Genomic DNA, 25,696 nt, shown 5'->3' on the forward strand with positions numbered 1-25,696 from the left:
CACCTCCTCCCCCGGGCCCGGTGGCGCGTGGTAGATCGAGTCCTGTGGTGCCCGTCTTGCGGGTGGCCCCGACGAACCCGGGCGCGTCGGGCGTGGTGGGTTCTGTTTTCACAGCGATACCTCCACTTTTACAGGGATACCACACTTTGCAAGCGTTATAACGCTTGCAAAGTGTGGTATCCCTTTGAAAACTCAACTCCGCTTGCAAAACAGCCCTCCGCACCTGCCTGACGGGTGAGACTTCCCTTTGAAAACTCCGCTTCGCTTGCAAAACAGCCCGGACATCCGCCCAGTCGGCCCGCTCTCCAACGCGGAACTCCACCACGAGGGGAAGGCAGCCCTTATAGTCGGGGGTTCTGTGCCCGTGGCTGCTCGCGCCCGTCGGGGGTGATGGGGGAGGGCGCCCTCATAGTTTGGGGGTTCCGCGCCCCCATGTTCCCTACCATCTCCAACTTCTACGGGGAAGGCTGCCTTTATCGTCGGGGTTCTGTGCCCGCGGCTGCGCGCGCCCGTCGGGGGTGATGGGGAAGGGGGTCCTTATGGTCTGAGATCCGGGCCCTGGCCTCGTCGGCGTCGTGAGGGGCCACCCTTACATGTGAGGGGGCCGTCCGATCATCGGAAGGCACTGCCCAGGCGGCTCGCCAGGTTCCCAGCGGGGCGCCGTCGGGCCAAGAACGAACCCGGGCCGCGAACCGCCTTGGGCCGGGAGCCCTCCCCAGGCGCCCGGTCCCGAAGGGCTGCCCCGCGGTGCCCCTACGCCTGGCGGAGCCGCAGTGTCGGATTCGGGCGCAGGTTGCGCTGCCCGTTCCACACCAGGTTGACGACGTGGGCGGCGACTTCGTCCTTCTTCATGTGCCGGTCGTCCAGCCACCACTGCCCGACTTGGGCGATGAGTCCGACCAGCATCTGCGCGTAAAGCGGCGACCAGCTGGTCGGGAAGTCCGAGCGCTCGAACTGGGCCGCGATCACATGTTCCACCCGTGAGGCGACATCACCCATGACGGAGGAGAACGAGCCTGCCGTTCGGTCCGTCGGGGCGTCGCGCACCAGGACCCGGAAGCCGTCGGTATTCGACTCGATGTAGTCGAGCAGTGCGAGCGTCGCGTTCTCCAGGATGAGCCTGGGGCGGTCGGAGGACTCCAGCGACGAGTGCAGGGAGGCGATGAGGGACTGCACCTCGCGGTCGACGACCACCGCGTACAGGCCTTCTTTCCCGCCGAAGTGCTCGTAGACGACGGGCTTGGAGACTTTCGCCCGCGCCGCGATCTCCTCGACGCTGGTGGCGTCGAAGCCCTTCTCGGCGAAAAGGGAGCGGCCCACGGCCACCAGTTGCTCGCGGCGCGCGACCCCGCTCATGCGCGTGCGTTTCTCAGCCATGCCCCCAGTATCCCACGCCCTCCCGCACCCCCGTTCCACCCCTCGGTTCGTGCCGTGCCGGCGTACCCCGGCGCGTCGACGCGCTTCCGTGCGCCCGCGCTGGCCCGCCACGTGGAGCGGGAACCGGTTGCGCCACCCCTCGCGCGCCGGGCCGCCTGCGCAACGCGCTTGGGCATGGCCGTGGACTTGCTGCACCCCCTCGCGCGCCGGGCCGCCATATGGCAGAATCAAAGTGCTTTCCGCCTTGGTGTAACGGCAGCACAGAGGTTTTTGGTGCCTTTAGTCTAGGTTCGAATCCTAGGGGCGGAGCTCGGGCCGGGGCCGCCGGTCCGCGTGTGTGAACGCTCAGGAGGGCCCGTGGCACGTCCAGCCGCCGTCATCGTCCTGGCCGCCGGCCAGGGAACCCGTATGAAGTCCGAGCTCCCCAAGGTCGTCCACCCCGTCGCGGGGCTGTCGATGATCGGCCACGCCCTGCGCGCCGCAGTCGGCGTCGACCCCGACGACGTGGTCGCGGTGGTCCGCCACCAGCGCGATGTCGTCGCCGCCGAGATCCTCCGCGTCCTCCCCTCGGCCATCGTCGCAGACCAGGACGAGGTACCCGGGACCGGGCGCGCTGTCCAATGCGGGCTCGCCGCGCTCGACGGGGCGAGGGGCTCCGTCCATGGGACGGTCCTGGTCACCTACGGGGATGTGCCTCTGCTGTCGTCCCAGACCCTCACCCGCCTCGTCGGGGTTCACGAGGCCAGCGGCGACGCGGTCACCGTCCTCACCAGCCGCGTCGAGGACCCCACGGGCTACGGGAGGATCCTCCGAGCCCCGGACGGGAGCGTCACTGCCATCGTCGAACAGCGCGACGCCACCGCCGAGCAGGTCCTCATCACAGAGATCAACGCCGGGATCTACGCATTCGACGCGGACTTCCTGCGCGGCGCGCTGGCGGGCCTGGGCACGGACAACGACCAGGGCGAGGTCTACCTCACCGACGTCCTCGCGGCTGCGGCGTCGTCGGGGCGAGGGGCGGGCGCGCTCGAACTGGATGACGCGTGGCAGGCGGCCGGTGCGAACGACCGCGTCCAGTTGGCGGAGTTGGGGGCCGAGTTCAACCGCCGCATCTGCGCGGGACACATGCGCGCGGGCGTGACCATCATCGATCCCGCCTCCACGTGGATCGGCGTCGACGTGGTCATCGGCGCCGACACGACGATCCATCCGGGAACCGTCCTCCGAGGCGCGACAAATATTGCTAGTAACTGTGAAATCGGTCCCTCCGCCACTCTGATTGACGCGGAAGTCGGCGAACGCGCCGTCGTCCCAACGGCGTGGGTCGGGGGCGGCGCGGTCGCAGCGGATACGATAGTGGAGCCGTACAGCACGATCGGCACGACGATCCGGGCGCCGCGCGCCTGAACCGAGGCAAGGAGAATTAGCCGCATGAGCGGACTAGTGACCACCGGAGAGAAGAACCTCGTCCTGGTTTCAGGACGGGCACACCTGGACCTAGCGCAGGCCGTCGGCGAGGAGATCGGATGCGGGGTGTCGCCGGTCACCGCATACGATTTCGCCTCCGGTGAGATCTACGTCCGCTTCAACGAGTCAGTGCGTGGGGCGGACGTTTTCGTGCTCCAGTCCATCGCGGGCGACATCAACAAATGGCTGATGGAGCAGTTCATCATGATCGACGCCGCCAAGCGCGCCTCCGCGAAGCGGATCACCGTGGTCGCCCCCTGCTACCCGTACTCGCGCCAGGACAAGAAGCACCAGGGGCGCGAGCCCATCTCCGCGCGCCTCATGGCCGACCTCTACAAGGCCGCCGGCGCGGACCGCATTATGAGCGTCGATCTGCACGCCTCCCAGGAGCAGGGGTTCTTCGACGGCCCCGTCGACCACCTGTTCGCCATGCCCGTGCTCGTCGACTACGTGCGGGGGAGGGTCGATCTGGCCAACACGGTCATCGTCTCCCCGGACGCCGGGCGCATCCGCGTCGCGGAGAAGTGGTCGACGAAACTCGGCGGCTGCCCCCTGGCCTTCGTCCACAAGACCCGCGACACCACGCGCCCGAACGTGGCGGTGGCCAACAGGGTAGTCGGTGAGGTCGCGGGCAAGGAGTGCGTCCTCGTGGACGACATGATCGACACCGCGGGGACGATCACCGAGGCCATCAAAGTCCTCACGAACGCGGGTGCGAAGAAGGTCATCGTCGTCGCCACCCACGGCATCCTCTCCGATCCCGCAGTGCGCCGCCTCACCGAGTCCGGCGCCACCGAGGTCGTCATAACGGACACCCTGCCGGTCAGCGCTGAGAAGCGCTTCCCCAGCCTCACGATCCTCTCGATCGCCCCTCTGCTGGCGCGGGCGATCATGGAGGTCTTCGAGGACGGTTCTGTCACATCGCTCTTCACCTGATAGGCCCGGTTTCCCTCCGCCCCCGCCGTGCGGTACCCTGATCGGGTTGCTCCGGCGAGGGCGGACCCGTGTCCGCCGTTATCGACAGGGCCTTCCCCGCTGTGGGGATCCAGGGTTCGTCGACGCCGGCGTCCGCACTACCCTGGAGGGAACACCATGAGCGACACCCCCGTCCTGATCGCCGAGATCCGCACCGAGTTCGGGAAGGGCGCCTCCCGCCGTACCCGCCGTGCGGCCAAGGTCCCCGCCGTCCTCTACGGCCACGGCGCCGACCCCGTCCACATCGACGTCCCCGAGCACGACCTGTTCCTCGTCGTGCGCGGCACGAAGAACGCCCTCGTCGAGCTGAAGATCGACGGCAAGAGCCAGCTCGCCCTCGTCAAGGAGGTCCAGGTCCACCCCGTCAGCCGCAACCTGCTGCACGCGGACTTCCTGGCCGTCAAGGCCGGCGAGAAGGTCGACGTCGAGGTCCCCGTCGTCGTCGATGGCGAGTCCGCGCCCGGCACCGCCCACACCATCGAGGAGTTCACCATCCTCGTCAAGGCGTCCGCCACCGCCATCCCGGAGGATCTGAAGGTCTCCATCGAGGGCCTCGAGGCGGGTTCCGCGGTTCGCGTCGCCGACCTGGTCCTGCCCGCGGGCGTCGAGGTCGAGCTCGACCCCGAGCAGGTCGTCGTCTCCATCCAGGAGACCGCGGCCGCCGAGGAGGAGGAAGCCCCCGCAGAGGCGGAGGCCACCGCGGCCGAGTGAGGCCGCTCGCAGCTGTGGCAGGGGCGCGGGCCCAATCGGCCCGCGCCCCTCGTCGTTGCGGGAGTCGGCCGGGACCGCCTTCCTATACCCTTGACCGTATGAACTCCCCGGGCTTCCACGTCATCATTCCCGCAGGCGGAGCGGGCACGCGCCTGTGGCCGCTGTCCCGCCGTGCGCGCCCCAAGTTCCTCCTCGACGTCACCGGGTCGGGGCGCACCCTGCTGCAGGCGACGGTGGACCGCATGGCGGCGTCCGCCTCGTCGGTGACGATCGTGACCGGTGCCGCCCACCGCGAGGGAGTGCTCGAGCAGCTGCCGGAGTTCGCCTCGCGCGACGACCGCACTCTGCTGGTCGAGCCCTCGGGCCGCGACTCCATGGCGGCCATCGGGCTGGCGGCCTACGTGGTCCGCGCCCGCTTCGGGGACGACGCGGTCGTGGGCTCCTTCGCCGCCGACCACGTGGTGGCGCGCCCGGACCTGCTCGAGCGCGCCGTGGCCAGCGGGATCGGGGCGGCCCGCCAGGGCTACGTCGTCACCGTCGGCATCGGGCCCACGGGGGCGTCGACGGCCTACGGGTACATCCAGCCGGACCAGTCGGGGGAGCTCCCGGCCCCCTCCGGAGCCCTGGCGGTGCGCTCCTTCGTGGAGAAGCCCGACGAGGCGACGGCCGAGCGCTACGTCGACCAGGGGTTCTTGTGGAACGCGGGCATGTTCCTCATGACCACCGGCGCTCTGGCCGGCCACCTCGCGCGCCTCATGCCCGACATGCACGAGCGGCTGACAGCGATCGCGGCCCAGTGGGGGGGCGACGGCTTTGAGGACGCGCTGGCGCTTCACTGGCCGCACCTGACACGCATCGCCATCGACCACGCCATCGCTGAGCCCGCGGCCGCCCAGGGCGACGTGGCCGTCGTCCCCGCCGACGATGCGCTGGGGTGGACGGACCTCGGCGACTTCGACGCGCTCAACGCCGTTCGGGGACTCCAGGGCGCCCTCGGAGATGCGGTGCGCATCCACTCCGACGGCGCCGGAGTGTTCTCCACCACCGGGCAGGCCGTCGCCCTGGTGGGCGTGCCGGACGTGAACGTGGTGGTCGCGGACGACGCGGTCGCCGTGATCCGCTCGGGCATGGGCCAGAATGTGAAGGCCGTCGTCGACGCCCTCGGCGCCTCCGGCAGGGACGACCTGCTATGAGGCGGCGCCAGCCCCTCCCTGATACCGTGTGCCGCGTACCCGCAGCCGAGACGAAAGGCCCCGCAGTGAAGAAGACGATGACAGCCGCCCTGACTGCGGTCGCCCTGGTGGGGCTGGCGGCGTGCTCGAACAGCGAGGGCCAGAGCATCGCCGACGCGGCGGGGATCAAGGTGTGCGCCGCAGTGTCGGGCTCCCACGGCGGGGCGCAGGCCGACCCGGTCGCGCGCTCCCTGGCGGACGCCGCCGCGCGCGCGGGCGCCTCCTTCGAGGCAGCCGAGGGCGCGGACTCCGTGTCCTCCCTGGCCGCAGGGGACTGCTCCCTGGTCGTGGCGACCGACTCGACGCTGGCGGCCACCGTCTCCGACGCGGCGCGCTCCACGGGGGGCAAGCGCTTCGCCCTGGTGGGCTCGGCGTTCACCGACTCCAAGGGCAACCCCGGCAAGCCGTCGAACGGCACGGTCATCAACGTCCAGGCCTCCCAGGGCTCGTACCTGGCCGGGTACGCGGCCGCCGGCATGACCACCACGGGCACGGTCGCGGTCGTCGGCGGCGCGCGGGACATGGTCACCCTGTCGCAGATGGACGCCTTCGTCCAGGGCGTCGACGCCTACAACCTGGCGACGGGCACCTCCATCCAGGTCCTGGGGTGGAGCCCTGTGACGCAGGAGGGCGCTTTCGCCTCCGACGCCGACGGGGTGCGCGGGTTCACCGAGACTTTCATCGCCCAGGGCGCGGACATCGTCATGCCCGTGGCCGACGCCGCCAACTCCGGTGCCGCCCAGGCCATCGCCGCCCGGGACAACCCGGCGCTCCGCCTCGTGTGGACGGGACTGGACAAGTCCGACCTCAAGGGGCTCTCCCGCGAGGACGCCCAGTCCGAGGAGGCGGGCCAGCCGCCGATGTCGGGCCAGAGCGGCGCCCAGACGCAGAGGGTGGACACGTCCTCCTTCGCCGACGCGTTCTCCTCGATCCAGTTGGGCGACAAGGCCCGGGCCGCCATCGGCGCCCCCGTCCTGACCTCCGTGGTCGTCGACTACTCGGGTGCTTTCGACGCCCTCATCGCCTCCGCAGCGGGCGGGACCACCGCGCCCATGCAGTACGTGAGCCTGATCAGCGGGGGAGTGATCCTCACGGGCTTCGGCTCCTACACGCCGATGCTGTCCACGGAGCTCAAACTCGGGCTGTCCGACATGGCCGGGCAGATCGAGACCGGCGGCCTCACTGTGACGACGCAGTACGACGTCGTCGGGCTGTGACACCGGGGGCCGGGCGTTGAACCGCCAGGCCGGGCGGCAGAGCCACCACGAGTCCGCGCCCGCGCGGGAGGGGACTGCGCCCGATGGCCGCGGCGGGCGTCGCACCACAGGGGCGTCGCGCTGCCGCTATCCTGGAGCCGACGCCGAGCACCCGGAGGGCCCGCACATGAACCAGCTTCCCGTCGACGACCCCGTCGCCCTCACCCTGGCCCTCGTGGACCTGCCGTCCGTTTCCGGCGACGAGGCGCGGGCCGCCTCGGCGGTGGAGGCCGCCCTGCGCGCCGCGGGGTACGGGGAGGACCCCCGACTGGAGATCCTGCGCGACGGGGACGCCGTGTGCGCGCGCACCCGCCTGGGCCTGGCCACGCGGATCGCGGTCGCCGGCCACCTCGACACCGTGCCCATCGCGGACAACGTCCCCGGGCGGCGCGAGCGGCGCGACGGGCGCGACACCGTCTGGGGGCGCGGCAGCGTCGATATGAAGGGCGGTGTGGCTGCGGCCCTGGCCTCCGCCTGCCGGATCGGGGGCATGGTCCGGGCCGGAGAACCGCCGACCGCGGACGCCACGTGGATCTTCTACGACCACGAGGAGGTCGCCTCGCACCTCAACGGCCTGGGGCGCGTCCAGCGGAACCACCCCCAGTGGTTGGAGGCCGACCTGGCGGTCCTGGGTGAGCCGACCGGGGCCCACATCGAGGGCGGCTGCAACGGCACCCTGCGCGTGATCGCGCGCTTTACGGGCGAGGCCTCGCATTCGGCCCGCGCGTGGAGGGGCGACAACGCGATCCACAAGACCGCGCCCGTCATCGCCCGCGTCGCCGCTTTCGGCAACCCCGTGGTCGCAGTCGATGGGCTCGACTTCCGGGAGTCCTTGTCCGTGGTCCGCATCAGTGGGGGCGTCGCCGACAACGTGGTCCCCGACGCCGCCTCCATGACCGTGAACTACCGTTTCGCCCCGTCGAAGAGCGCCGAGCAGGCCCTGGACTTCGTGCGCGGGCTCTTCGAGGGCAGCGGCGCCCGCCTGGAGGTCGACGACCTGTGCGACGGCGCCCGCCCGGGCGCTGACTCGCCCGCTGCCTCGCGCCTCATCGACGCGGCCCGCGCCGTCGCCGGGAGAGACGGCGGAGAGGTGCGGGTGCGCGCGAAAGTCGGGTGGACGGACGTCGCCCGTTTCTCAGCGGCGGGGGTGCCGGCGTTGAACTTCGGCCCCGGCGACCCCCTGGCGGCCCACACCCGCGACGAGCACGTCGCGGCCGACGAGGTCGTGCGGTGCTCCGACACACTCATGGCAATGCTCACCGGGAAAGGACTGTGACACGATGGCGCACGACGCGGAGCGGACGAATGGGCGCCGCATCTACCAACGCGGGCCGGTGATCCTGCGGGGGCACCAGATCCCCGACGAGACCTCGGACGCCTCGCTGCTGCGCACCGGGGCAGGCGCCGACTGGATGCACGAGGACCCCTGGAGGGTCCTGCGGATCCAGTCGGAGTTCGTCGACGGTTTCGGCGCCCTGGCCGAGGTCGGTCCCGCCATCTCCGTCTTCGGCTCCGCCCGCACACCCTCCTCCAGCTCCGACTGGGAGAGGGCGCGCAGCATCGGGCGCATGCTGGCCGAGCGCGGCTTCGGGGTCATCACGGGCGGAGGGCCGGGCATGATGGAGGCCGTGAACCGGGGCGCGTGGGAAGCGGGCGGGACCTCCATCGGCCTGGGCATCGAGCTCCCCCACGAACAGTCGATGAACCGGTGGGTCAACCTCGGCGTGAACTTCCGTTACTTCTTCGCCCGCAAGACCATGTTCGTCAAGTACTCCCAGGGGTTCATCGTCATGCCCGGGGGGTTCGGCACCATGGACGAGCTCTTCGAGGCGCTCACACTCGTGCAGACTGGGAAGATCGAGTCCTTCCCCGTGGTGCTGGTCGGGCACGGCTACTGGGACGGGCTGATCGACTGGGTGCGCTCGACGATGGTGGGAGCGGGCATGGTGGGAGCCGAGGACCTGGATCTGCTGAGCGTGGTGGACGGCGTCGAGGAGGCGGTCGATCTGGCCACCGGCTCGTTATCCGCGTGATCGCAACGTTTATCCGATTAGATTTTGCTCACTCTTGAAGAAAGATCGCGCCCATCGGGTAAAATGAGGGCGTTTGCTGCGGCGCGCCCGGCGCTGCCAGCTCCAGCACGGGAGGAGTGCGCACATGGCAGCCATGAAGCCACGGACCGGAGACGGGCCCCTGGAGGCGACGAAAGAGGGGCGCGGGATCGTTATGCGCATTCCCAGTGAGGGGGGTGGCCGTCTAGTCATCGAGCTCACCCCCGAGGAGGCGAGCCAGTTGGCCGCTGCCCTCTCAGAGGCGATCTAGGCCTTTCCAAAAGCTAAGAGCCCACTGCCCCGGTCCGACAGGACCGGGGCAGTGCCGTATCCGGGTCGGCCCAGCGACCGCCCGTCGGGGGTGGAGGCGCGCTAGCTGTATGAGGGTGTGACGTTGTTTGCGGGGGTGGGGAGGCTGCTGGCGGGTGGGTTGCCCGCCGTGGCGGTGTGGGGTCGGTGGTAATTGTAGTGGGTGGGCCATTGGCCCAGTTGGTCCCTTCGTTGCTCCTCGCTGGTGGATGGACGGGCGTAGGGGAACTCCTCGGCCAGGATCCGGTTGTAGCGCTCGACTTTGCCGTTGTGCCGCGGCGTGTAGGGGCGCGTGCACTGGTGGCGGCCCACGAAATCGCGGACCGCGTCGTTGAAAGCGGTGGAGCGGTAGGCCGATCCGTTGTCGGTGACCAGGCGCGTGATGCGCCCGATCCCGTTGGCCTCGAAGAAGGCGCGGGCGCGCGCCATGACAGCGCCCGCAAGGGTTGAGGGAGGGCCTTGCGACCATGCCCCGGGCTGGTCGGGGTGCGAGTGGTCCGCTAAGGTTCGCGCCGCCGTCGGGGCCGGGTGCGGGTCGTCGGCGGCACTTCCGGCACCGGGCCGAGCGGCGGATCGTCCGATGATGGTCCCGGTCCTCGGGGTGATTCGCGTGCGCGGCGGGCCGGGACCGGAGTGTGCGCGTCCCGCTCGGGTGCCTCGGCAAGGCCCATTCCCGGCGGGGGCGACCGCGCCCGGCCGCGTGCGCCATGCCGGGGCCACGATCCCCGTCGAAGCCGACCCCATGTGGCCGGTCGGCGGGCCGAAAGCCCCACCCGCCCCCCGGGCCCATCGCCCCACCGCGACCGGAGCACCGCAGGGACGCCCGTCCCACCGGGCGGCGCTCCAACCACCCCAAGCGCCACCGCGCTCCCGCTGCCCGTCACGGGCGCACTGGCCGCCCGGAACCGAGCCACCACCCGCACAGCCGGCACCGGCCACCGGCTCGAACGACTCGCACAACACACCCCGAGCCCGCGCCCGCACCACTTAGGCATCGCCCGCACCACTTAGGCCCCCGACACGCCGGGAGAAGCAGGGTCCGCTTGGACCTAAGTGGTGCAACGGCGAGCTAAGTGGTCCAGCGGCGCGCTAAGTGGTGCAACGGAGGGCTAAGTGGCGCAGCGGCGAGCGAATCCCACAGCGCGGAGCGTCGCACAAAGCGCCAACAATGAACCGCACACACAGCCCCTCCTCTCAACCACGCGCACAAGGAACCGGAATGGATCGCTCAAGGGCGCGGCTCATGGACCTCCCCACAACCACGCGCACAAAGAACCGGAATCAGACAACACGGCCTAGCGCTTCACGGCCACCGCCAGCCCGTCCCCGACGGGGAGCACAGCGGGGATGAACTGGTCCGACTCGCGCAGGAAGTTCACGACCTCGCGCGCGACGACCGTCTCGGTGTCCCTGCGGGCGGGATCGGCGACCTGGTCGTGCCAGAGGGCGTGGACGATGGCGATGGTTCCGCCCGTGCGCAGCACGCGCACGGCGTAGTCGAGGTACTGGGGGGTTTCCGCGATATCGCCGTCCAGGACGATCATGTCGTAGCCGCCAGTGGCCATGCGGGGCAGCACGTCCAGCGCCCGTCCGGCGATCAAGCGGGTCCTGTGCGAGGGCACGCCCGCGCCCCGGAACGCCCGCCGCGCGTGCGGCAACAACTCGGACTCGCAGTCGATCGTCGTGAGGACCCCTCCGGCCGCCATGCCGTCGAGCAGCCACAGCCCGGATACGCCCGTCCCGGTTCCGATCTCCAGGACGGCCCGCGCCCCGGAGACTGCGGCGAGCATACGCAGCGCCGTCCCCGTGCCGGTGGACACCCGTGGGACACCCAGCTCGGAAGCCGTCTGATGGGCCTGCAGGAGCGCGTCGCTGAGCGGAATGAAGTCCTCCGTGTAGACCCACGCCTGAGCCTTGTCCGCCACGGCGCCCTCCTCGATCATCGCGGGCCCATCCCGCTTTCGGTGCTCAGCCTACAGTCTTCCGTCCGCTGGACGCGTAGGCGCGCCCCCGCGCGTTCCCCAGCGGGAACGGAGCGGGCGCGCCCCCCTCGTGCGTTCCTTCAGCGATGGACGGGGGATACGCCCAGGGGGCGCCCGGCCAGACCGCGTTCCGCGCCCGCCAGACGGTGCCCGATGGCGCGCAGGGCGTCGGCGGACGGCCCTTGCGCGTCCACCACGGGCTGACCGCGGTCCCCGCCCTCCCTCAGGGCGATGTCGAGGGGAACCTGCGCCAGGAGCGGCACCTCGTAGCCCAGTTGGGCGCTGAGCCGTTCGGACACGGACTGGCCGCCCCCCGAGCCGAATATCTCCAGTCGCGAGCCGTCGGGCTGGGGGAGGAAGGACATGTTCTCCACGACCCCGATGACCTTCTGGTTCGTCTGCGAGGCGATGGAGCCGGCGCGCTCGGCGACCTCGGCGGCGGCCACCTGCGGCGTCGTGACGACCAGGATTTGCGAGGTGGGCAGCAGCTGGGCGATCGAGATCGCGACATCGCCCGTTCCCGGGGGCATGTCGATGAGGAGGACGTCCAGGTCCCCCCAGAAGACGTCGGCCAGGAACTGCTGGAGCGCCCTGTGCAGCATGGGGCCGCGCCAGACCACCGCCTGGCCGTCGGGGACGAACATGCCGATCGAGATGACCTTCACCCCGGAGGCCCCCACGGGCGGGATCATCATCCCGTCGATCACCTGCGGGTCGTGGCTGATTCCGAGCATGCGGGGGATGGAGAACCCGTAGATGTCTGCGTCCATCACACCCACCTTGAGGCCCTCGCCGACCAGGGCGGCTGCCAGGTTCGCCGTCATCGAGGACTTGCCGACACCGCCCTTGCCCGAGGTGACGGCGATGACCCTGGTGAGGGAGTCGGGGCGCGCGAACGGGATCTCCCGCTCGGGCCGTCCGCCGTTGAGCTTCTCGCGCAGGGCCTTGCGCTGCTCGTCGTCCATGACGCCCATCTCGACGTTGACGTGCTCGACGCCGTCGAGCGCGCCGACGCGGGCCGTCACGTCCTCCGAGATGGCCGTGCGGAGCGGGCAGCCCGCAGTGGTGAGGAGGACCTTGACGTGCACGACGGCGCCGTCAATGCGGACCAGGTCGGGGGTCACCATGTTGATATCGGTGATGGGGCGGCGGATCTCGGGGTCGATGACCTGCGAGAGGGCATCCATGACCATGTCGATTGAAGGCGTCATAGAGACGATTTTACGTTTCCCGGGGGCCTTCTTCCAAGGGGCGGCCCCCTGTGGCGGGCGCGGGTCAGCCCTGATCGGGGCTCTCCGCGCCCGCCGCGCCTTCCCCTCCTTCGCCCCCCTCGGGGGGCTCGGACAGGTCGGAGCGCAGCTCCTCGAGCATGTCGCGCAACTCGGAGCGGACGAAGTCGCGGGTGGCGACATCCTGCAGGGCGAGCCGCAGGCCCGCGATCTCGCGCGTGAGGTACTCGGTGTCGGCCAGGTTGCGTTCGGCGCGCTGGCGGTCCTGCTGGGCCTGGACGCGGTCGCGGTCGTCCTGGCGGTTCTGCGCGAGCATGATGAGGGGGGCGGAGTAGGACGCCTGCGTGGAGAAGGCCAGGTTGAGCAGGATGAACGGGTAGGGGTCCCACGCGGCCTTCTCGGAGATCCGGTACAGCATCAGGTTCGCGGCGATCCACACGACGACGAAGACCGTCATGTAGAGGACGAACTTCGGGGAGCCCATGAAGCGAGCGGTCGCCTCGGCGAAGCGGCCGAAGCCGTCGCCGCGGCCCGCGCCCTTGCGGCGCGAGAACCAGCGGCGCCGCTCCAGAGGGTTGTCCAGCCGGTCAGCCATCGATGCTCCTTGCCATTATCCGGTCGGTCACGTCGTCGTCGAAGTCCCGCCAGTCCTGTGGCAGCAGCGCGTCGAGGACGTCGTCCACGGAAACCGCCCCCATCAGGTGGCCGTCCTCGTCGACGACGGGCAGGACGGTGAGGTTGTAGGTCGCCAGCAGCCTGGTCACTGTGGCCACATGCGACTCGGGGGCCACGAACTCGATGTCGCGGTCCAGGATGGTGCCCAACAGGGTCTGCGGTGGCTCGCGCAGCGCCCGCTGGATGTGGACCATCCCCAGGTACTGCCCGGTGGGGGCCTCCTGGGGCGGGCGGGTGATGAATGCGATGGTGGCGATGGAAGCGGGGATGTCCTCGCGGCGCACGGCGGCCAGCATCTGCGCGACGGTCGCGTTGGGCCCCAGGATCACGGGCTCGGTGGTCATCAACGACCCGGCCGTGGACTCCTCGTAGGTCATGAGGCGGCGCACGTCGGCGGCCTCCTCGGGCTCCATGAGGGCCAGCAGCGACTGGGCCTGCTTCTCGGGCAGTTCGGAGACCAGGTCCGCCGCGTCGTCGGGCTGCATGACGTCCAGCACGTCGGCGGCGCGCGCGGCGTCGAGGCCGGACACGATCGCGACCCTGTCGTCGTCGCCGAGCTCTTCCAGGACGTCGGCGAGGCGGGCATCGGTGAGTTGCAGGGCGACGGCCATCTTGCGGTCCAGGGGCAGCGTGTGCATGAAGTCGGCCAGGTCCGCGGGCCGCATGTCCTCCGTGTACTGGACCAGCGCGGTGGCCGCCTGGTTCGAATCGGTCTTGAGCAGGCCCGACACCTCCGAGACGTCGACGGTGAGGGTCTCGCCGCGCCGGGAGAAGCCGAGGGTGGAGGTGCGCACCCTCTGGACGTGCAGGGTCGAGATCACCCAGTCCTTCGGGCGGCGCTGGCGCATCGCCACGTCGAGGATCTGCACCTGTCCCGACCCGTCGTTCATGGTGACGACCCGGTCGAAGAGCTCGGAGACGACCAGGGTTTCGATGGGGCGCTGGTTGAAGGAGCGGATATTGAGCAGCCCGGTCGTGATGACCGACCCCGACTCGATGGAGGTGATGCGCGTGAGTGGCAGGAACACGCGTTTGCGGGGCCCCACCTCGACGACGACGCCTATGACGTTGGCCTCGGATTTGAGGCGGAACACCACGACCACGTCGTGGACCTTGCCCACTTGGTCGCCCAGGGGGTCGAACACGGAGGTGCCCGCCAGCTTGCCGATGTAGACGCGCCGTCCCTTTGTGCCGAGTTCCATGGGTGCATTGCTCACCCCAGCAGTTTATGCCGCAGCCCCTCCGTTTGCCCCGCGCCCCTCGACCCGTGGGAAAATGGGGGCAAACACACCACAGGAGGACAGATGCCCCAAGTGACGCGCACGCACCCCGCTCCGACGATGCCCACGGGGACGGAGGTCGCCTCGTACGCCACGTACCTCGAGGCGCAACAAGGGGTGGATTTCCTGTCCGAGAACGGTTTCGACGTCTCGGCGATCACGATCGTCGGTTCTGACCTGCACCTGGTCGAACGGGTGACGGGGCGCTTGACGATCGCCCGCGCCGCCCTGTCGGGCGCGTCGAACGGGGGCCTGTGGGGGGCGCTGTTCGGGATGCTCATGTCCGCGGGGTCGGGCGGTGCGGCGACCGGCGCATGGGTGTTCGGCGGACTCCTGGGGGGCGCCCTGCTGGGGATGGGGCTGTCCGCCCTCGCGTACACCGCCCGGGGCGGGCGCAGGGACTTCGTCTCCTCCTCGCAGGTGGTGGCCTCGCGCTACGCGGTTCTGGCCAGTTCGGACATCGACACCGCGTACCGCCTGTTGCAGCGCACGCCCGGCAACCAGTCGCGCGCCAGGGCCGCGCGCGAGCGCACCGAGGACTCCGGTCCTACGGAGTACGGATCGCGCGCCGACGAGGAGCCGCGTTTCGGTGTGCGCTTGTCCGGCGCTCGGCGCGCCGACGGAGCGCCGACCGGGGGCACCCAGGGTGCTCCGGTCAGCACGGAGTCGAGCGCTGCCGGGGCGGCGCACGGTGGGCGCGCTGCCGTGGGGGCCGCTGCTGAGGGGCTCGCTTCCGTGCCCGTGGCGGCGTCGTCAGAGGAGGCAGCGGTGACGGGGGAGGGGGCGCCCGCGCCGGTGGACGAGGCCGCGCCTGCACCTGTGCCGACGGACGAGGCTGCGCCTGCAGGCGGAGAGGCCCGGACCGGGGCGGTTGACGTGCCGATGGGGGAGAGCGACGGGGGCGCCCCCGGCCACGGCGGCCCCACCGGCGGCTCTAACCGATAGAGAACAGAGCGGCTACGGCCACTTGCCCGGCTACTGGGGCCGCGAGCGACTGGAGCCCAGGTGCCCCATGACGTGGGCTGTTTTCACAGCGACACCTCCGCTTTCACAGCGATACCACGCTTTGCAAGCGTTATAACACTTGCAAAGTGACGGTATCCCTTTGAAAACTCCGCTTCGCTTGCAAAACAGCCTGCGCGCTGCCCCAGTCGGCGCGCTTTGCAATACAAAGCTCCGCCTGGAGGGCCCTACCGGCCTGGCGCAGGCTCGACCCCGTCCCGCTTCGCGATACGAACCTTTTCGCGTTACAAAACTCCGTTTGGAGGGCGCAGCCGACCGAGCGCACGCCCGACCGACCGGCCCTCCCGCGGCCTACATGGCCCCTCCCGCTGCTTACCCGGCTTGGACCCTGGAGATCCACGCCTCGACATCGGCGACTGTGCGGGGGATGTCCTCGGAGATACGGGTGACGGATCCGTCGGAGTTGACCACCACGTCGTCCTCGATGCGCACGCCGATGCCCCGGTACTCCTCGGGGATCAGCATGTCGTCGGCGCGGAAGTACAGGCCCGGCTCGATGGTGAACACCATCCCGGGCTCCAGGAGCGCACCCTGGTAGAGCTCTGCCCGCGCCTTCGCGCAGTCGTGCACGTCCAGGCCCAGGTGGTGGCTGGTGCCGTGCGGCATCCACCGGCGGTGCTGCTGGCCCTCGGGCGAAAGGGACTCCTCGGGGGTCACGGGCAGGATGCCCCATTCATGCAGGCGCGCGGCGATGACGCCCATGGCGGCGTCGTGCACGTCCTTGAAGCGGCAGCCCGGCTGGTTCGCGCGCGCCAGAGCCGCCTCGCACGCGTCGAGCACCGCCTGGTACACGCGGGCCTGGACCTCGGTGAAGCGGCCGTTGACCGGCAGGGTGCGGGTGATGTCCGCCGTGTAGAGGGAGTCCACTTCGACTCCGGCGTCCACCAGCACCAGGTCTCCCTCGCGCACCTCGCCGTCGTTGTCGATCCAGTGGAGCGTGTTCGCGTGGTTGCCCGAGGCGGCGATCGTCTCGTAGCCCTCGCCGTTGCCCTCCTCGCGGGCGACGGCCCTGAACGCGCCCTCGATGACGCGCTCGCCCCGGCGGTGGCCGACGGCGCGGGGCAGCGCCCGGATGATGTCGTCGAAGCCCGCTTTCGTGACCGCGACGGCGCGGGCGAGCTCGTCCAGTTCGAAACGGTCCTTCTTGAGGCGGATCTCGGACAGGCGCTCCTCGAGGGCCTCGTCGGCCTCGCGCGCGTCCTCCCCGGTAGGCAGTCCGGCCTGGAGGCGCACCTCGTCGACCATGGCCTCGACGTTGGCGTCGACGCCGCGCACAACGCGCAGTTGGATGGCTCCGGCGTCCTTGGCCAGCGCGTCGCGGAGGGTGTCGACGTGCTCGCAGCGCAGGCCGGTCTCAGCGCTCAGCTCCTCCAGCGAGGGGCGGGCGCCCACCCAGAACTCCCCGTACCGGGCGTCGGCGTAGAACTCCTTCGACGAGCGGGGCGCCCGGGGCTTGAAGAAGAGGACCGGTTCGTGCCCGCCGTCGTCGGTGGGCTCCAGGACCAGGACCGTGTCCGCCTCGCGCTCGGCGCCCAGGCCCGACAGGTGCGCGAAAGCGGAGTGCGCGCGGAAGCGGTAGTCGCAGTCGTTGGAGCGGACCTTGTAGGGGCCGGCTGGGACGACGAGGCGCTGGCCCGTGAACGGCGCGCCCGCCAGCTGCGCCCGTGCCTCCACGTAGTCCGCCACCGGTTGGCGCTCCGGCAGCGCCGAGGGCCGAGGCCCCCACCCGGAGCCGATGAAGTCGCGGAAGGCGGTGGAACTGGGGCGGCGGGAGCGGTTCTCGCCGCGGTCCGCCATCGATTGGGAGGTTTGTTCGCTCATGAGCACGATTCTAGACGCCGCCGGCCCACGGGTGATCGCGAACACGAGCGGCCCTCAGGGGCGCGCCGGACCGTGGTGGTCGTGGGCCCCGTCCTGCGGCGCCGTGAGCTCCCCGGCGATGGACCGGTTCATCCACGCTGCGAACTCCTCCCCGCGCAGACCCTGGGACAGCAGGAACACCGTTTTGGCGTAGACGGCTTCCAAGGTCATGTCGTGGGCACTGATCGCGCCGAGCCCGGCCAGGGCGCCCCCCGCCTCGTAGTGGCCGAGCACGACCTCCGCTTGGTGGCACTGGGATGCGACGACGAGCGGCGCGCCCGCCTCGTGGAGGGCGGCCAGGGCGGGGACGAGGCCCGGCTGGGAGGCCGGGATGTTGCCGACCCCGAAGCAGCGCAGGACGACCGCGTCGGGGGCGGGGGAGAGCATCGCTCGCAGACGGGCGCCGCTCATACCGGGGACGACGTTGATGACTGCCACGTCGTGGGCGGTGAAGGGCTTGGGCGACTCCCAGCCGGTCCCGGGGGAGGGCGGGCCGCCCCACCGCCAGGGGCCCCCAGTGCGCGCCAGGGGCGGCACCGCGGGCGAGTCGAAGCCGTTGAAGGCCCACGACGATGTTTTCGTGACGCGGTTGCCCGCCAGCAGCAGGTGCCCGAAGAACAGTGTGGTGCCCTGTGCGCGCCCCGACATCGCAGCGCGCAACGCTCCGGTGACATTGGGCGAGGCGTCGGAGCCGACGACTCCGAGGGGGCACTGGGAGCCGGTGAGGACGACGGGCCGGCCGAGGTCCGCCAACGCGTAGGACAGCGCGGAGCTGGTGTACGCCATCGTGTCCGTGCCGTGCAGGACGATGAAGGCGTCGGCCGCGGGCGCGTGGACGCGGATGTCATCGGCGATGGCCTGCCAGTCGCCGGGGGTGGCCTCAGCCGAGTCGATGAGGGGGTCCAGGGCCGAAACGGAGATCGTGTGCGACGCCTCGATGCCGTCGAGCTGCCTGCGGAGCCACCCCTCCAGGTCGGCGCCGGGGCGCAGCCCGCCGGGGGAGTCGACCATTCCAATGGTTCCGCCGGCGTAGGTGACGTGGATCCGCATGCTCCTCCTCGGTCGGGACGGGCGAGGCCGCTCCCCCTCGGGAGGGTCCGGCTCGATGGGCCCACGGTACTACGCCCCTTCGAGGGGACCGGCACGATGGGCTATCCTCGGAGGGTGACCCGCATCGATCCGCACACCCACTCATCCTGCTCGGACGGGACCGACGCGCCCGCCCAGTTGATGCGGGCCGCCCGCGACGCCGGCCTGTCCATGGTCGGCCTGACCGACCACGACACCTTCGCCGGTTGGGACGAGGCAGCGGCCGCCGTGGGGGAGACGGGCGTAGCGCTGCTGCGCGGGGTCGAGATCTCGTGCTCCGCCGACGGCGTCACCGTGCACCTGCTCGGCTACTTGATGGATCCCGCTGACGCCGCGTTGAACGGGGCGTTCGCCAAAACGGTTGAGGACCGGCGCACCCGCGCGCGGCGCATGGTGGACAACCTGGCCGTGGACTTCCCGATCACGTGGGAGCAGGTCCTGGCCTTCGCGCCCTCCGACGGCCCGGTGGGCCGTCCCCATATAGCGGACGCGCTGGTCGCGGCCGGGGCGTTCCCGGACCGGGACTCCGCGTTCGTCCACGCGCTGCACCCGTCGGGCCCCTACTACGTGCGGCACTGGGCGCCGGACCCTGTGGACGCTGTGCGCATGGTGCGGGGGGCGGGCGGGGTGCCCGTGCTCGCCCACCCGCGCGCGCGGGCCCGCCAGCGCCTGCTGCCCGAGGACGTGATCGAGCGGATGGCGGACGCCGGGCTGTACGGAATCGAGCGCGACCACCGCGACCACGACGATGCGGGCCGCGCGGACGTGGACCGCCTGGCCGCCCGCCTCGGGCTGGCCACCACCGGCTCCTCGGACTACCACGGGACCGGCAAGCCGAACCGGCTCGGCGAGAACACCACGGACCCCGCCGTCATCGATGGCATCGTCTCCCAGGGAACCCTTGACGTAGTGCGCCCATGACTCTCACCCCTTTCGTTTTCGACACAACCCTGTTCATCACCACCCTGATGACGCTCCTGGTCATCATGGATCCGATCGGCACCGTTCCCGTGTTCCTCGCCCTCACGGGCAGGTTGACGGCCCCCAAGCAGAAGAGCGCTGCGCGCCAGGCGACTTCCGTGTCGCTGGGCATTATCATCGCCTTCGCGATCCTGGGCGGGCAGATCCTGCGTTTCCTGCAGATCTCCGTCAACGCGCTGCGGTTGTCGGGCGGTGTCCTGCTGTTCCTGGTGGCGATGGAACTGCTGATGGGATCGGACTCGTCCACCCCGGACACGGGCGACGACGCGGTCAACGTGGCTTTGGTCCCCCTGGGGACGCCGCTGCTGGCAGGGCCGGGCGCCATCGTGGCCGTGATGGTGGCCGTGGGGCAGGCGGGCGCGTCCTTGTCGGGCTGGTTGTCCGTCCTGTCCGCCGTTGCCCTGGCGCACGTGGTGATGTGGGCGTCGATGCGTTTCTCGCTCTTCCTGTCGAAGCTGCTCGGGCCGGGCGGCATCATGCTGCTCACGAAGATCTCCGGTCTGCTGCTGGCAGCGATCGCGACGGAGCTGGTCATGGGCGGCGTCTTCGGGTTCATCGCGAACGCGAAGGCACTGTGAGGCCGCGGCGTTCCGTTATTCGAGACCGCGCTCCCGTCCAAGCACCGCCCTTTCGTGCGCGACGGGTTGTTCAAGTCGCGCCCACTCGCCTGCCCTCAGGTGGTCAGTTTCATAGTATTTCGCATTATTCCTCTAATATTCACCTGTAATCGTGCTTGCGGACAGGTGGGCGCTGTTATACACTTATGCGGTAATTAATCCTGTCTTCCATTGAAGGTGCATCGGTGAAAACGGCTCGACTCGCGCTCGTTGCCCTCGGTCCCTCCGGCCTCGTCGCCGGGATCGGCGGCATCGGCTACGCCGCGGATCCCGCGGGTGTGGAGCCGGCCCGAGTGGCTGCGAAGGCGGCCTCGCAGGGCGGGGGTTCCTCCCGCGCTGACGGCACTGGAGTGGGCTACGATTGTGATAACTACGACACTTTGGTCTCCGCAGGTCGGAATGCCGCACCCCGCCTGGCGAACACCGGTTCGCCCATGGCGGTCGATGGCGGCGTCACCGGAATGCTGCTCGCCGGGGGCGTCGCCCTGGTCGCCGCGCGCAAATGCGGCTGACGCCCCGGCCCCGAGTCGGCGCCCCCCTCTCCGCTGCTCTCAGGAGAGGGGGGTGTCTTGCCCCCTGAACGGACATGTGGGCCGGGAGGCGCGGGCTCCGCCGGTCGGCTCGCCGAGCTCGTAGACGGAACTGAACGGACATGTGGGCCGGGAGGCGCGGGCCCCGCCGCAGCAGGCGCCTCCAACAGCGGATCCGCCCCGCAGGGGCGCTGCCCCATTGGGCGCGTCCGGACCGCCCAGGACGTGGTACATATCCCAGATGCTCCCTTGCCTGCAGGTTTGCGAGCAATCGCGGCTAGGCTTTTGGTGAACGTCGTCGCACTGGGCTGCGTCGGCACTGCACGAATTGAGAATCCAAAGGAACGCATATGACTCTGGATCTGACCCAGTCCCTCTCGTCCCAGGTGCGGGCCACTTCGGGCCGCCCGGTCGCCAGTTCGACGCCCATGGAGGTGTGGCAGGGGCTCTCGGCGGCGGTCGTCGCCCAGATCGCCGACCGCTGGGACGCGACATCCAAGAAGTACGCGGCGGGGCGCCAGGAGCACTACTTCTCCGCGGAGTTCCTCATGGGGCGCGCGCTGCTCAACAACTTGTCCAACCTTGGCCTGGTCGACGAGGCCAGGGACGCCCTCGCCGCTGAGGGGATCGAACTGTCCACCGTCCTCGAGGAAGAGCCCGACGCCGCTCTGGGCAACGGCGGTCTCGGGCGCCTCGCCGCCTGCTTCCTGGACTCATGCGCCACCCTGGACCTGCCCGTGACGGGCTACGGCATCCTCTACCGCTACGGCCTGTTCAAGCAGCTCTTCGACAACGGCTTCCAGACCGAGCACCCCGATCCGTGGATGGAGGAGGGCTACCCCTTCGTCATCCGGCGCGAGGAGCTCCAGCGCATCGTCACCTACGCGGACCTCACCGTGCGCGCCATCCCCTACGACATGCCGATCACCGGGTACGGCACGAAGAACGTCGGGACCCTGCGCCTGTGGAAGGCCGAGCCCCTCGAGGAGTTCGACTACGACGCCTTCAACTCCCAGCGCTTCACCGACGCCATCGTCGACCGTGAGCGCACGATGGACATCTCCCGCGTCCTGTACCCCAATGACACCACCTTCGAGGGCAAGGTGCTGCGCGTGCGCCAGCAGTACTTCTTCTGCTCCGCGTCCCTGCAGGAGATCATCGACAACTACGTGAGGCACCATGGCGACGACCTCACCGGCTTCGCCGAGTTCAATGCGGTGCAGCTCAACGACACGCACCCCGTGCTGGCCATCCCCGAGCTCATGCGCCTGCTCATGGACGACCACGACCTCGGCTGGGAGGACGCCTGGGAGGTCGTCTCCCGCACCTTCGCGTACACGAACCATACGGTCCTGGCCGAGGCGCTGGAGACGTGGGACATCCACATCTTCGACCGGCTCTTCCCGCGCATCTCCGAGATCGTGCGCGAGATCGACCGCCGTTTCCGTTGCGACATGGCCCAGCGCGGCTTGGACCAGGGCACCATCGACTACATGGCCCCCGTGTCCGGCAACACCGTGCGGATGGCGTGGATCGCCTGCTACGCCTCGTACTCCATCAACGGCGTCGCCGCGCTGCACACGGAGATCATCAAGCGCGAGACCCTCAAGGAATGGCATGCCATCTGGCCCGAGCGCTTCAACAACAAGACCAACGGCGTCACTCCGCGCCGGTGGCTCAAGCAGTGCAACCCCCGCCTGTCCGCCCTGCTCGACGAGGTCACCGGCTCCGACGCCTGGGTGCGCGACCTGACAGTCCTGGGGGATTTCACCGACGCTGACACGGACGCGGTGCTGGAGGGCCTCGCGGAGGTCAAGCGCGCGAACAAGGCTGATTTCGCCGCGTGGGTGAGGGAGCGCGAGGGCGTTGAGATCGACCCCGACGCCATTTTCGACGTCCAGATCAAGCGCCTCCACGAGTACAAGCGCCAGCTGCTCAACGCCTTCTACGTGCTCGACCTGTACTTCCGCCTCAAGGAGGGCCAGGAGCTGGACGCGCCGAGCCGCGTGTTCGTCTTCGGCGCGAAGGCGGCCCCCGGGTACACGCGCGCCAAGGCCATCATCAAGCTGATCAACGCGATCGCCGACGTGGTGAACTCCGACGCGGACATCGATGGCCGCATCAAGGTGGTCTTCGTCCACAACTACAACGTCTCCCCGGCCGAGCACATCATCCCCGCCGCGGACGTGTCCGAGCAGATCTCCATGGCCGGGAAGGAGGCCTCGGGCACGTCCAATATGAAGTTCATGATGAACGGGGCGCTCACCCTGGGGACCCTGGACGGCGCGAATGTCGAGATCCTCGAGGCGGTCGGCCCGGACAACGCCTACATCTTCGGTGCCACCGAGGACGAGCTGCCCGAGTTGCGGCGCACCTACGACCCCCGCTGGTACTACGAGAACGTGCCGGGGCTGCGCCGTGTCATCGATGCCCTCACGGACGGCACCCTGGACGACAACGGGGCGGGCTGGTTCCACGACATCCGCTGGTCCCTGATGGAGGGCGGCTTCGACCCGGCCGACGTGTACTACGTGCTCGGTGATTTCGCGGCCTACCGCGAGACGAAGGACCGTATGGCCCGCGACTACCTCGACCAGAAGTCTTGGAACCGCAAGGTGTGGGCGAATATCAGCCGTTCGGGGCGCTTCTCCTCCGACCGCACGATCCGCGATTACGCGGAAGGTGTGTGGCGCATCGGGGCGGAGCCGATCGACTGAGGCCGACTGTCCGCTCCGGGAGGGCCCCGGGGGCGCATGCGCCCCCGGGGCCCTTTTGTGTCCGCGTGGGGATGCCGGCTGTGGGTGCGTGTTCCAAGTGGTGCGCGTTGCTGTCCTCCTGATGCGGGGGTGTCGGCGGCTTCGCGCGCGGCTGTCCGCAGGCTGCGGGGGCCTCGTCCGGGCGGTGCGCGCTCTGTCTGTATTAAGCACTTGACACAGGCGTGATGAGCGCCTTACAGTATTACTGTCTTAATACAGTGATACGGAAGGGGGCGGTATGCGTTTCGATGACACGCGCCCCATCTGGATCCAACTGGTCGAAGCCTTCAGCCAGAAGATCGCCTCGGGCCAGTGGGCTCCAGCCTCGAAGATCCCCAGCGTCCGCGAACTCGCCATCGACGCCGGGGTCAATCCCAATACCGTCCAACGCGCGCTCAGCCGGCTCGACGCCGACGGGCTCACCGTCGCCGAACGCGCCCAAGGGCGCTTCGTCACCAGTGACACGGAGGCGATCGCCAGGGCGCGGGCCGAACTCGCCCGCCAGGCAACCGACTCCCACATCGCCACCGTCCGCCAACTCGGAATCGGGCGCGACGAAGCGGTCAGCCTGCTCAACGCGCGGTGGATCGACAATCCCCCAGAAGGAGGGCACGGACAATGACACCAACGGCACCCATCATCCACATCGAGCACTTGACGAAGGCCTACCGGGGGCGCCCCGCGCTCGTCGGGCTCGACCTCGACCTCCACCCCGGGCGCATCGTCGGCCTCGTCGGGCCCAACGGCTGCGGCAAGACGACTCTGCTCAAGATCCTTGCCGGCGTCCTCGCCGATTGGACCGGCACCGTCGCCATCGACGGGATCGCTCCCGGAGTCGAAACCAAGCGTCGCGTCGCGTTCCTGCCCTCCGCGGCCTTCCTGGACCCGGCGCTCACGCCCGGCGCGGCCGTCCGCCTCTACTCCAGGTTCTTCGAGGACTTCGACGCCGACAAGGCGATGTCCTCCATCCGCTTCTTCGACCTCCCCCTCGACCGCACGCTCAAGGAGATGTCGAAGGGAATGGGCGAGAAACTGCAGATCTGTCTCACCATGGCGCGCAAGGCGCGGCTCTACCTGCTCGACGAGCCGATCTCCGGAATCGACCCCGCGGCCCGCGACATCATCCTCGAGGGGATCCTCCGAGACTTCGACGAGGACGCCCTCATGCTCATCTCCACCCACCTGATCTCCGACATCGAATCCATCCTCGACGAAGTCGTCATGCTCAAAGAGGGCCGACTGCACCGCGCCGGCCCAGTCGACGACCTCCGCGACGAATACGGCATGTCACTCGACGCGCTGTTCCGGAAGGAGTACCGCTAATGCTCACCACACTCTTCGCGCAGGAAGTGCGCTCGCTCGCGCCGAAGACCGGCGTCATCGCCGGAATCGGGACCCTCGTGATCGCTGTGTCCCTGGGGCTCTCCTCGGCCATCGCGGTCCCGCCCGTATCGGGCGTCCTGTTGATCGCGAGCATTGGGACGCTCATCATGGTCCCCTTCGCCATGCTCATTCAGGTGGCGGTCGCCTACTGGAAGTCCATGCACTGCGACGCCGGCTACTTCACGCACACGCTCCCAGCAACGGGTGCGCAGCTCTACTGGGCGAAGACCCTGTTCGCCTATTGCGTGAGCCTGCTCAGCATCCTCTTCTGGATTGTCGGCTTCCTCGCCGTCGTCTGGCAGGCTTCGATGATGTCCGGCGCCCAGTTCGGGCGGATCGTGTCGGAGGTCGTTGATTCTTGGAACGCGCTCCCCCTGGTGCTCAGGGTCCTCCTCGTCCTCAACACCCTCCTACTGCCCGCGAACTGCGCGTTCCCGATAGCAGCCGTCATGAGCATCGGCGCACAGGGACGGTGGAACCACCTCGGGTTCGGCGCCCCGGTCATCGGACTCGTCCTCCTCTACCTCGTCGACCAGGTGGCGGCCGTGGCGGGGGTGCTCCTGCTCCCCGGCGGCATCGACACGGAGACCGGAGGCTTCACGTGGAAGACCATGCTGCCGGAAATCGTCCGATCAGCGAGTAGCGGATCGCCAGTGACATTCGTCGGCGTGGGCTATATCGTGACGACTGCGCTCGTCACCGTCACAGTGGTGTGGTGGGGGATCCGCTCGCTGAACCGGCACCTGTCCTTGCGCTAAGGCACGGCCGGGCACGAGAAGGGCCTAATACTAGCGTTAGCTGCTCCGGTCCGCCAGCGAGGGCACGGCGGTCTCGGGCTTCGCGGGGACCGGCCTGGCCGGAGTCGTGCCCGTCCTGCTCCACGCCACGGCGAACCTGGCGGTGGGCTGGGGCG

Annotated in this window: 23 protein-coding genes, 1 tRNA gene and 1 pseudogene; 17 read left to right on the forward strand and 8 right to left on the reverse strand. The window is 69.6% G+C overall.

Annotated features, from left to right (window positions below):
- Window positions 1-753: 753 nt before the first annotated feature.
- Window positions 754-1,377 (reverse strand): TetR/AcrR family transcriptional regulator, encoded by a 624-nt coding sequence (locus G447_RS0108765; RefSeq protein WP_026430770.1) that lies wholly within the window; start codon window positions 1,375-1,377, stop codon window positions 754-756.
- Window positions 1,378-1,615: 238 nt separating this feature from the next.
- Here G447_RS0108765 and G447_RS0108770 point away from each other — a divergent pair.
- The 9 genes from G447_RS0108770 (at window position 1,616) to G447_RS11430 (ending at window position 9,340) form a co-directional block, all read left to right on the forward strand.
- Window positions 1,616-1,686 (forward strand) — tRNA-Gln (locus G447_RS0108770).
- A 48-nt stretch (window positions 1,687-1,734) separates the two neighbouring features.
- Window positions 1,735-2,784, forward strand: a complete 1,050-nt coding sequence (locus G447_RS0108775) for a bifunctional UDP-N-acetylglucosamine diphosphorylase/glucosamine-1-phosphate N-acetyltransferase GlmU (protein ID WP_026430771.1) — start codon at window positions 1,735-1,737, stop codon at window positions 2,782-2,784.
- A 24-nt stretch (window positions 2,785-2,808) separates the two neighbouring features.
- Window positions 2,809-3,780, forward strand: a complete 972-nt coding sequence (locus G447_RS0108780) for a ribose-phosphate diphosphokinase (RefSeq protein ID WP_026430772.1) — start codon at window positions 2,809-2,811, stop codon at window positions 3,778-3,780.
- A 156-nt stretch (window positions 3,781-3,936) separates the two neighbouring features.
- Window positions 3,937-4,530, forward strand: coding sequence for a 50S ribosomal protein L25/general stress protein Ctc (locus tag G447_RS0108785; protein WP_005869112.1), 594 nt, complete (start codon window positions 3,937-3,939; stop codon window positions 4,528-4,530).
- A 98-nt stretch (window positions 4,531-4,628) separates the two neighbouring features.
- A complete protein-coding gene (locus tag G447_RS0108790) occupies window positions 4,629-5,723 on the forward strand; it encodes a mannose-1-phosphate guanylyltransferase (RefSeq protein ID WP_026430773.1) in 1,095 nt (364 codons plus the stop codon).
- A gap of 65 nt (window positions 5,724-5,788) precedes the next feature.
- On the forward strand, window positions 5,789-6,979 hold the full coding sequence (locus tag G447_RS0108795) for a BMP family lipoprotein (RefSeq protein WP_026430774.1): 1,191 nt from the start codon (window positions 5,789-5,791) through the stop codon (window positions 6,977-6,979).
- 166 nt (window positions 6,980-7,145) lie between these two features.
- Window positions 7,146-8,294 carry a succinyl-diaminopimelate desuccinylase gene (gene dapE / locus G447_RS0108800; protein ID WP_026430775.1) on the forward strand — a complete coding sequence of 383 codons (1,149 nt, stop codon included), beginning with the start codon at window positions 7,146-7,148 and terminating at the stop codon, window positions 8,292-8,294.
- A 4-nt stretch (window positions 8,295-8,298) separates the two neighbouring features.
- Window positions 8,299-9,051: an LOG family protein gene (locus G447_RS0108805; protein ID WP_034476942.1), complete on the forward strand. Its 753-nt coding sequence runs from the start codon at window positions 8,299-8,301 to the stop codon at window positions 9,049-9,051.
- A 124-nt stretch (window positions 9,052-9,175) separates the two neighbouring features.
- Window positions 9,176-9,340 (forward strand): DUF3117 domain-containing protein, encoded by a 165-nt coding sequence (locus G447_RS11430; RefSeq protein ID WP_005872368.1) that lies wholly within the window; start codon window positions 9,176-9,178, stop codon window positions 9,338-9,340.
- Between the two features lie 101 nt (window positions 9,341-9,441).
- Here the strand turns inward: G447_RS11430 and G447_RS12405 are convergent.
- The 5 genes and pseudogenes from G447_RS12405 to G447_RS0108835 form a co-directional block, all read right to left on the reverse strand.
- Window positions 9,442-9,801: pseudogene (locus G447_RS12405) on the reverse strand (integrase core domain-containing protein); the annotation flags it as partial.
- Between the two features lie 872 nt (window positions 9,802-10,673).
- Window positions 10,674-11,321 carry an O-methyltransferase gene (locus G447_RS0108820; RefSeq protein ID WP_005868063.1) on the reverse strand — a complete coding sequence of 216 codons (648 nt, stop codon included), beginning with the start codon at window positions 11,319-11,321 and terminating at the stop codon, window positions 10,674-10,676.
- 119 nt (window positions 11,322-11,440) lie between these two features.
- Window positions 11,441-12,571: an Mrp/NBP35 family ATP-binding protein gene (locus tag G447_RS0108825; RefSeq protein WP_005868048.1), complete on the reverse strand. Its 1,131-nt coding sequence runs from the start codon at window positions 12,569-12,571 to the stop codon at window positions 11,441-11,443.
- Window positions 12,572-12,635: 64 nt separating this feature from the next.
- Window positions 12,636-13,184 (reverse strand): DUF1003 domain-containing protein, encoded by a 549-nt coding sequence (locus G447_RS0108830; protein ID WP_005868044.1) that lies wholly within the window; start codon window positions 13,182-13,184, stop codon window positions 12,636-12,638.
- A complete protein-coding gene (locus G447_RS0108835; RefSeq protein WP_034476949.1) occupies window positions 13,177-14,466 on the reverse strand; it encodes a magnesium transporter MgtE N-terminal domain-containing protein in 1,290 nt (429 codons plus the stop codon). The genes G447_RS0108830 and G447_RS0108835 overlap by 8 nt, the downstream gene beginning before the upstream one ends.
- Window positions 14,467-14,568: 102 nt before the next feature.
- Here G447_RS0108835 and G447_RS0108840 point away from each other — a divergent pair, with 102 nt between their 5' ends.
- Window positions 14,569-15,489, forward strand: a complete 921-nt coding sequence (locus tag G447_RS0108840) for a YflT domain-containing protein (RefSeq protein ID WP_026430779.1) — start codon at window positions 14,569-14,571, stop codon at window positions 15,487-15,489.
- Between the two features lie 390 nt (window positions 15,490-15,879).
- On the opposite strand, the gene G447_RS0108845 is transcribed toward G447_RS0108840, so the two are convergent.
- Both G447_RS0108845 and G447_RS0108850 read right to left on the reverse strand, forming a co-directional pair.
- Window positions 15,880-17,388 (reverse strand): aminopeptidase P family protein, encoded by a 1,509-nt coding sequence (locus G447_RS0108845; protein ID WP_026430780.1) that lies wholly within the window; start codon window positions 17,386-17,388, stop codon window positions 15,880-15,882.
- A gap of 54 nt (window positions 17,389-17,442) precedes the next feature.
- Window positions 17,443-18,477 (reverse strand): asparaginase, encoded by a 1,035-nt coding sequence (locus tag G447_RS0108850; RefSeq protein ID WP_026430781.1) that lies wholly within the window; start codon window positions 18,475-18,477, stop codon window positions 17,443-17,445.
- A 96-nt stretch (window positions 18,478-18,573) separates the two neighbouring features.
- Here G447_RS0108850 and G447_RS0108855 point away from each other — a divergent pair, with 96 nt between their 5' ends.
- From G447_RS0108855 to G447_RS0108885, 7 genes are all read left to right on the forward strand, one after another.
- The gene (locus tag G447_RS0108855; RefSeq protein WP_034476955.1) at window positions 18,574-19,437 is read left to right on the forward strand and encodes a PHP domain-containing protein; all 864 of its coding nucleotides are present in this window, start codon (window positions 18,574-18,576) and stop codon (window positions 19,435-19,437) included.
- Window positions 19,434-20,075, forward strand: a complete 642-nt coding sequence (locus tag G447_RS0108860) for a MarC family protein (protein WP_005868051.1) — start codon at window positions 19,434-19,436, stop codon at window positions 20,073-20,075. Before G447_RS0108855 ends, G447_RS0108860 begins: the two co-directional genes overlap by 4 nt.
- A 224-nt stretch (window positions 20,076-20,299) precedes the next feature.
- On the forward strand, window positions 20,300-20,626 hold the full coding sequence (locus G447_RS0108865) for a hypothetical protein (RefSeq protein WP_026430783.1): 327 nt from the start codon (window positions 20,300-20,302) through the stop codon (window positions 20,624-20,626).
- A gap of 368 nt (window positions 20,627-20,994) precedes the next feature.
- Window positions 20,995-23,361 (forward strand): glycogen/starch/alpha-glucan phosphorylase, encoded by a 2,367-nt coding sequence (locus G447_RS0108870; protein WP_005868039.1) that lies wholly within the window; start codon window positions 20,995-20,997, stop codon window positions 23,359-23,361.
- Window positions 23,362-23,638: 277 nt separating this feature from the next.
- Window positions 23,639-24,022: a GntR family transcriptional regulator gene (locus G447_RS0108875; RefSeq protein WP_005868053.1), complete on the forward strand. Its 384-nt coding sequence runs from the start codon at window positions 23,639-23,641 to the stop codon at window positions 24,020-24,022.
- Entirely contained in the window at window positions 24,019-24,723 is a 705-nt protein-coding gene (locus tag G447_RS0108880; protein ID WP_005868034.1) for an ABC transporter ATP-binding protein, read from the forward strand. Before G447_RS0108875 ends, G447_RS0108880 begins: the two co-directional genes overlap by 4 nt.
- Window positions 24,723-25,541, forward strand: a complete 819-nt coding sequence (locus tag G447_RS0108885) for a hypothetical protein (protein WP_026430784.1) — start codon at window positions 24,723-24,725, stop codon at window positions 25,539-25,541. The genes G447_RS0108880 and G447_RS0108885 overlap by 1 nt, the downstream gene beginning before the upstream one ends.
- The last annotated feature ends 155 nt before the right edge of the window (window positions 25,542-25,696 follow it).

This window comes from Schaalia georgiae DSM 6843, assembly GCF_000429245.1.
GTDB classification, from domain to species: Bacteria; Actinomycetota; Actinomycetes; order Actinomycetales; family Actinomycetaceae; genus Pauljensenia; species Pauljensenia georgiae.

Coding starts and splice junctions, on each gene's coding strand:
- G447_RS0108765 (WP_026430770.1), bottom strand. CDS start 1,377: ATGGCTGAGAAACGCACGCGCATGAGCGGGGTCGCGCGCCGCGAGCAA.
- G447_RS0108780 (WP_026430772.1), top strand. CDS start 2,809: ATGAGCGGACTAGTGACCACCGGAGAGAAGAACCTCGTCCTGGTTTCA.
- G447_RS0108785 (WP_005869112.1), top strand. CDS start 3,937: ATGAGCGACACCCCCGTCCTGATCGCCGAGATCCGCACCGAGTTCGGG.
- G447_RS0108790 (WP_026430773.1), top strand. CDS start 4,629: ATGAACTCCCCGGGCTTCCACGTCATCATTCCCGCAGGCGGAGCGGGC.
- dapE (WP_026430775.1), top strand. CDS start 7,146: ATGAACCAGCTTCCCGTCGACGACCCCGTCGCCCTCACCCTGGCCCTC.
- G447_RS0108805 (WP_034476942.1), top strand. CDS start 8,299: ATGGCGCACGACGCGGAGCGGACGAATGGGCGCCGCATCTACCAACGC.
- G447_RS11430 (WP_005872368.1), top strand. CDS start 9,176: ATGGCAGCCATGAAGCCACGGACCGGAGACGGGCCCCTGGAGGCGACG.
- G447_RS0108820 (WP_005868063.1), bottom strand. CDS start 11,321: ATGATCGAGGAGGGCGCCGTGGCGGACAAGGCTCAGGCGTGGGTCTAC.
- G447_RS0108825 (WP_005868048.1), bottom strand. CDS start 12,571: ATGACGCCTTCAATCGACATGGTCATGGATGCCCTCTCGCAGGTCATC.
- G447_RS0108830 (WP_005868044.1), bottom strand. CDS start 13,184: ATGGCTGACCGGCTGGACAACCCTCTGGAGCGGCGCCGCTGGTTCTCG.
- G447_RS0108835 (WP_034476949.1), bottom strand. CDS start 14,466: ATGGAACTCGGCACAAAGGGACGGCGCGTCTACATCGGCAAGCTGGCG.
- G447_RS0108840 (WP_026430779.1), top strand. CDS start 14,569: ATGCCCCAAGTGACGCGCACGCACCCCGCTCCGACGATGCCCACGGGG.
- G447_RS0108845 (WP_026430780.1), bottom strand. CDS start 17,388: ATGAGCGAACAAACCTCCCAATCGATGGCGGACCGCGGCGAGAACCGC.
- G447_RS0108850 (WP_026430781.1), bottom strand. CDS start 18,477: ATGCGGATCCACGTCACCTACGCCGGCGGAACCATTGGAATGGTCGAC.
- G447_RS0108855 (WP_034476955.1), top strand. CDS start 18,574: ATGGGCTATCCTCGGAGGGTGACCCGCATCGATCCGCACACCCACTCA.
- G447_RS0108860 (WP_005868051.1), top strand. CDS start 19,434: ATGACTCTCACCCCTTTCGTTTTCGACACAACCCTGTTCATCACCACC.
- G447_RS0108870 (WP_005868039.1), top strand. CDS start 20,995: ATGACTCTGGATCTGACCCAGTCCCTCTCGTCCCAGGTGCGGGCCACT.
- G447_RS0108875 (WP_005868053.1), top strand. CDS start 23,639: ATGCGTTTCGATGACACGCGCCCCATCTGGATCCAACTGGTCGAAGCC.
- G447_RS0108880 (WP_005868034.1), top strand. CDS start 24,019: ATGACACCAACGGCACCCATCATCCACATCGAGCACTTGACGAAGGCC.
- G447_RS0108885 (WP_026430784.1), top strand. CDS start 24,723: ATGCTCACCACACTCTTCGCGCAGGAAGTGCGCTCGCTCGCGCCGAAG.